This is a genomic window from Marinobacter sp. UBA2498 (assembly GCF_002341575.1).
GTDB classification, from domain to species: domain Bacteria; phylum Pseudomonadota; class Gammaproteobacteria; order Pseudomonadales; family Oleiphilaceae; genus Marinobacter; species Marinobacter manganoxydans.
Window position 1 is genome coordinate 3,003 of sequence record NZ_DDOI01000049.1, and the last position, 4,202, is coordinate 7,204.

Here is a 4,202-nt window from a genome sequence, read left to right on the forward strand (position 1 = left end):
TCGCCCAAAGTCACCGAGGTATTGCACTTCTCCCGGTAGCCTTCCAGCGGATAACGCGACATGCTGGCGCCGAGGAACAGAAGGTCATCAAAATGCGGCAGTTTACGCTTGGCCCCAAAGCCGCGAATATCGTAGATGCCCGTTTCCGCCGCGCGGCGGATTTCCGCCATGGTGGTGCGATCAAAGGTCGCGGACTCCCGCAGCCCTGTGTGTTCGTTCAGTTCGTTGCTCATGATTCAATCCTCTCGCAATCATTCTCAGTAAGCGGAAGCGTTGTCGACCTTGAAGTTGTACAACTGCCGGGCCGAGCCGTATCGCTTGAACCGTGCGGGGTCCTCGTCGATACCGGCCCGGCTCAGCAAGTTGCCCAGCTCCTCGATGTGTTCGGGACGCATTTCCTTCTCTATGCAATCCGCACCGAGCGATTTCACATGACCTTTAACGTAGATATGAACCTCGTAGAGCGAGTCGCCCAACGCCTCGCCGGCATCGCCGCAAACCACGAGATTTCCCGCCTGTCCCATAAAGCAGCTCATGTGACCAACGTTGCCCTTGACGACGATATCCACACCTTTCATTGAGATCCCGCAACGGGCACCAGCGTTGCCCTCGATGACCAGAAGGCCACCGTGGGCTGTGGCGCCTGCGGCCTGGGAAGCATCTCCTTTGATCCGGACCATGCCGGACATCATATTCTCGGCAACACCTTGGCCGGCATTGCCATGCACCGTAACAGTGGCCTTCTTGTTCATGCCCGCACAGAAGTAGCCGGCATGGCCCATGATGTTGACTGACAGGTTCTGGTCGAGACCACAGGCGATGTTGTGTTGGCCATGAGGGCTGAACACGTCAAATTCCCGCTCCATGCATTCTCCCGACTGATCGTGCAGGGCCTGATTCAGTTCACGGACAGTATTTTGAGTTAGATCGAAGGTTTTCATTGGCTGGCTCCTCAGGCGTCCCGCTCCCAAATATAAAAAGTTGCCGGTTCCGGCTCCCAGACAGTAGCGTGTTCAATTCCCGGCAGGCCGGCCAGCGCCTGGTATTCAGAGGCCATGGCAACATAGTCATCGGTTTCAGCCAGCACTGCCGGTTTGCAGGCAATAGGGTCACGCATTACAGCAAAGCCATTGCGTGTGCCGATTGTGAACGTAAAGAAACCGTCCAGATCTTCCAGGGCGTGCTCAAGTGCCTGTTTGAGGGAGTCACCCTGTTCCAGCCGCCATGCGAGATAGCCTGCGGCCACCTCGGAATCATTCTCGGTCTCAAACCGGATGCCCTCACGGCACAGCACTTCACGCAGGCGGTTGTGATTGGATAGTGAGCCGTTATGCACCAGGCAAAGATCCATACCCGTGGTGAACGGGTGGCTCCCCTCCATGGTGACCGCCGATTCAGTGGCCATCCGAGTGTGGCCAATGATATGACTGCCTTTCATTTCGCTCAGTTTGAACTTGCCCGCAATCTTTTCTGGCAAGCCAACCTCCTTGAGAATCTCAATTGAGCGGCCGATGCTCAGCACCAGTGCATCCGGCGCGCTCTCCTGCAGCCATGCCCGGACCTGCTCCTCACCCGCGCGGATCTTGAAAACAGCCGCATTGGCGTTACGGAACCAGGAGAGCTCGGTAACCAGGCCCTCCGCCATGGCACCCGCAAGTGACTCCCAGTCATAATCGTCTTCCGGGTGACGAAGGGTCACTTTGGTTTCTCCTTCGGGCACTTCGTCGCCATAAATGGCGAAACCGGCACTGTCGGGACCGCGATCGGTCATCGCAATGAGCATTGGCTCAAACAGCTCACCCAACTGGCTTTCCAGGGACGGGTTTTTCAGGTAAAGACCTACAATTCCACACATAATTCGGACCTCATGCCGGCTTTCCGGCAATAAAGCGTTGTTTTCGTTGATCCGCAGAATCAGAAAAATTCGGCGTAATGCTTAACTTCCCAATCCGAGACGTGACGGCTGTATTCCGTCCATTCCTCGCGCTTCACAGCGAGGAATTCAGAGACGATCTCCTGCCCCATCTTTTCGGTAAACAAAGTGTCTGCTTCAAGCGCATCGAGAGCTTCATTCAGGCTCTGCGGCAGGATGCCAACGCCCCTGGCCTTGATTTCCTCCAGCGACAGGTCATAGAGATTCACATTCATCGGTTCACCGGGATCCAGTTCACGCTCGACACCGTCCATACCCGCGGCGATCAGTGCCGCGTGCACCAGATACGGGTTACAGCCAGAATCCGGCAGACGGAACTCCAGTCGGCCATAGGGCACTCTCACCATGGCTGAGCGGTTGTTGTCGCCATAGCAGATGTAAGCAGGAGCCCAAGTCGCGCCGGAGGCATTGCCACCCACGACCAGGCGCTTGTAGGAGTTCACGGTTGGTGCGGCGAAGGCACAGATAGCTCTGGCGTGCTCGATAATTCCGGCAGTGAAGTGGTAGGCCATTTTGGAAAGCCCCATACCATTCGGATCGCTCGGGTCGTGGAACAGGTTCTTTCCCGCCTCATCAGTGATGGAAAGGTGGAAATGCATGCCATTGCCGGTGCGATCAGACGCTGGCTTGGGCATAAATGAACACACCATGCCCAGCTTATTTGCAATCTCACCCGCCGCCATCCGCACAAATGTGAAGCGGTCGGCCGAGGTCAATGCATCACTGTAGGTGTAATTGATCTCGAACTGACCATTCGCGTCTTCGTGATCAATCTGATAAACATCGAAATCCACAGCCTGCAGGGACTCTACCAACTGCTCCAGAAATTCCCGGGAGCGGGACAGCCCCTTATAGTCGTAGCAAGGCTTGTCGAGCACATCGCTCTCGTCCACCGGTGTCAGAGAGTCGTCCCCTTCACGGTTGAAAAGTGAGAACTCGGGTTCCAGGCCGGTGTTCAGCGTCCAGTTACGCTCTTTGAACAGCTCAAGTTGGCGTTTCAGAACAACCCGGGAACAATAGGGGTGCGGTTTATCGTTGACATAACCATCGCAGGCGATGCGCGCATAACCTGGCTGCCAGGGCACGGCACTGAGAGTCCCCAGATCGCCACGCGCCATAAAATCCGGGCCGTGCGGCTTCATGCCCAGCCCCCAGACCGCGAAACCGGCAAAACCGGCGCCGCTCTCGACGATACTGTTCAGGCAGCTGGCCGGAACCGACTTGGTTTTGGCCACGCCGTGAATGTCGACGAATTGTGCGAGGATATACTTGATCTGGTTATCGTCGATAAATTGGTTAATATTTGCGGGCGTCATGACGCTCCTCCTTCGTGGGTATTAGAATCCTGTAGTTCACAAACCAGTTCACTGAACAGATTTTCAAGGTAGCGGTGGAAGCCATCACCAACGCCCACCAGTAATGTGTCATCATTCTTTGTCCGGTAGAGCCAGCAGTTCACCCCGGCGACGGAAGCCATTAGCCAGCCCCCCGGTTCAAAAGTACGGAAATCGAATTGACAGACGCGGGCCATGAGTTCATGCCAGTTGTCGCCGCGGACCGCCAACACACGATCAGCGCGTCTGAAACACCAGTTGTGCACCGGGAGCGGGTGTCCCTCAGGCAGAAACACCATGAACTCATCGGTTCCGGTCCGGGCGACAAGTGCGCCGGCCTGCTCCATGGCCGACAGTCGTTGTTCAGGCTGTGGCAGGCTGGCAGCACCCAGCGCCTCTCCGCTGCCGGGCCCCGTCAGCAGATAGCCCTGCAGGTCATTCCTTAGAGTCACAGTCAACGCAGTCATCAGGCCACCTCCGTCAGATCCGCCGTCTGGCGCTTGCCGTCAGCATCGTAGAAAGGCGTTTTGCAGGGAGACATAGCAACGAGGCTGCCGCTGTCCACCCGCACATGAAGGGTTTTTGCCTCGTTTGCCAGCGGCAGGTCCAACATGGCCAGGCCGATGTAGCGGCCAAGCGCCGGACTATAGGCAATGCTGGTCACCCGGCCTGCGATGTCACCGTCCTTAATCACCAGGTGGCATTCCTTAATCCGCTCGCCGCTATAGCCCTGGGGCAACATAAATCCTGTCAGCCTGCGTTGGCAGCGTTCTTTCAGCACGACCAGGGAAGGTTTACCGGTAAACCAGGGTTTGCTCTTGAGGGGGATGGCCCAGGGCATGTTGGCCTCAAACGGGTTGGTCAGACCGTCGGTATCCTGGCCGACAATGACGTGGCCCTTCTCCAGCCGCAGAATGCGCTGGGCTTCGACGCCA

General features: G+C 56.9%; 5 protein-coding genes and 1 pseudogene. All 6 read right to left on the reverse strand.

The genetic code is table 11. The features are described 5' to 3' along the window. A pseudogene (locus tag B2W52_RS05900) lies at positions 1-233 on the reverse strand (FMN-binding glutamate synthase family protein); the annotation flags it as partial. A gap of 24 nt (positions 234-257) precedes the next feature. Next, positions 258-941 (reverse strand): GltB/FmdC/FwdC-like GXGXG domain-containing protein, encoded by a 684-nt coding sequence (locus tag B2W52_RS05905; RefSeq protein WP_008169828.1) that lies wholly within the window; start codon positions 939-941, stop codon positions 258-260. An 11-nt stretch (positions 942-952) separates the two neighbouring features. Further along, the gene (locus B2W52_RS05910; RefSeq protein WP_008169829.1) at positions 953-1,855 is read right to left on the reverse strand and encodes a class II glutamine amidotransferase; all 903 of its coding nucleotides are present in this window, start codon (positions 1,853-1,855) and stop codon (positions 953-955) included. A gap of 59 nt (positions 1,856-1,914) precedes the next feature. Beyond that, positions 1,915-3,249, reverse strand: coding sequence for a type III glutamate--ammonia ligase (glnT, locus tag B2W52_RS05915; RefSeq protein WP_273070719.1), 1,335 nt, complete (start codon positions 3,247-3,249; stop codon positions 1,915-1,917). After that, the gene (locus tag B2W52_RS05920) at positions 3,246-3,734 is read right to left on the reverse strand and encodes a hypothetical protein (protein WP_008169833.1); all 489 of its coding nucleotides are present in this window, start codon (positions 3,732-3,734) and stop codon (positions 3,246-3,248) included. Before B2W52_RS05920 ends, glnT begins: the two co-directional genes overlap by 4 nt. Further along, positions 3,734-4,202: glycine cleavage T C-terminal barrel domain-containing protein (locus B2W52_RS05925; protein WP_286801887.1), on the reverse strand; the 469-nt coding region annotated here is incomplete at its 5' end. The genes B2W52_RS05925 and B2W52_RS05920, both read right to left, overlap by 1 nt.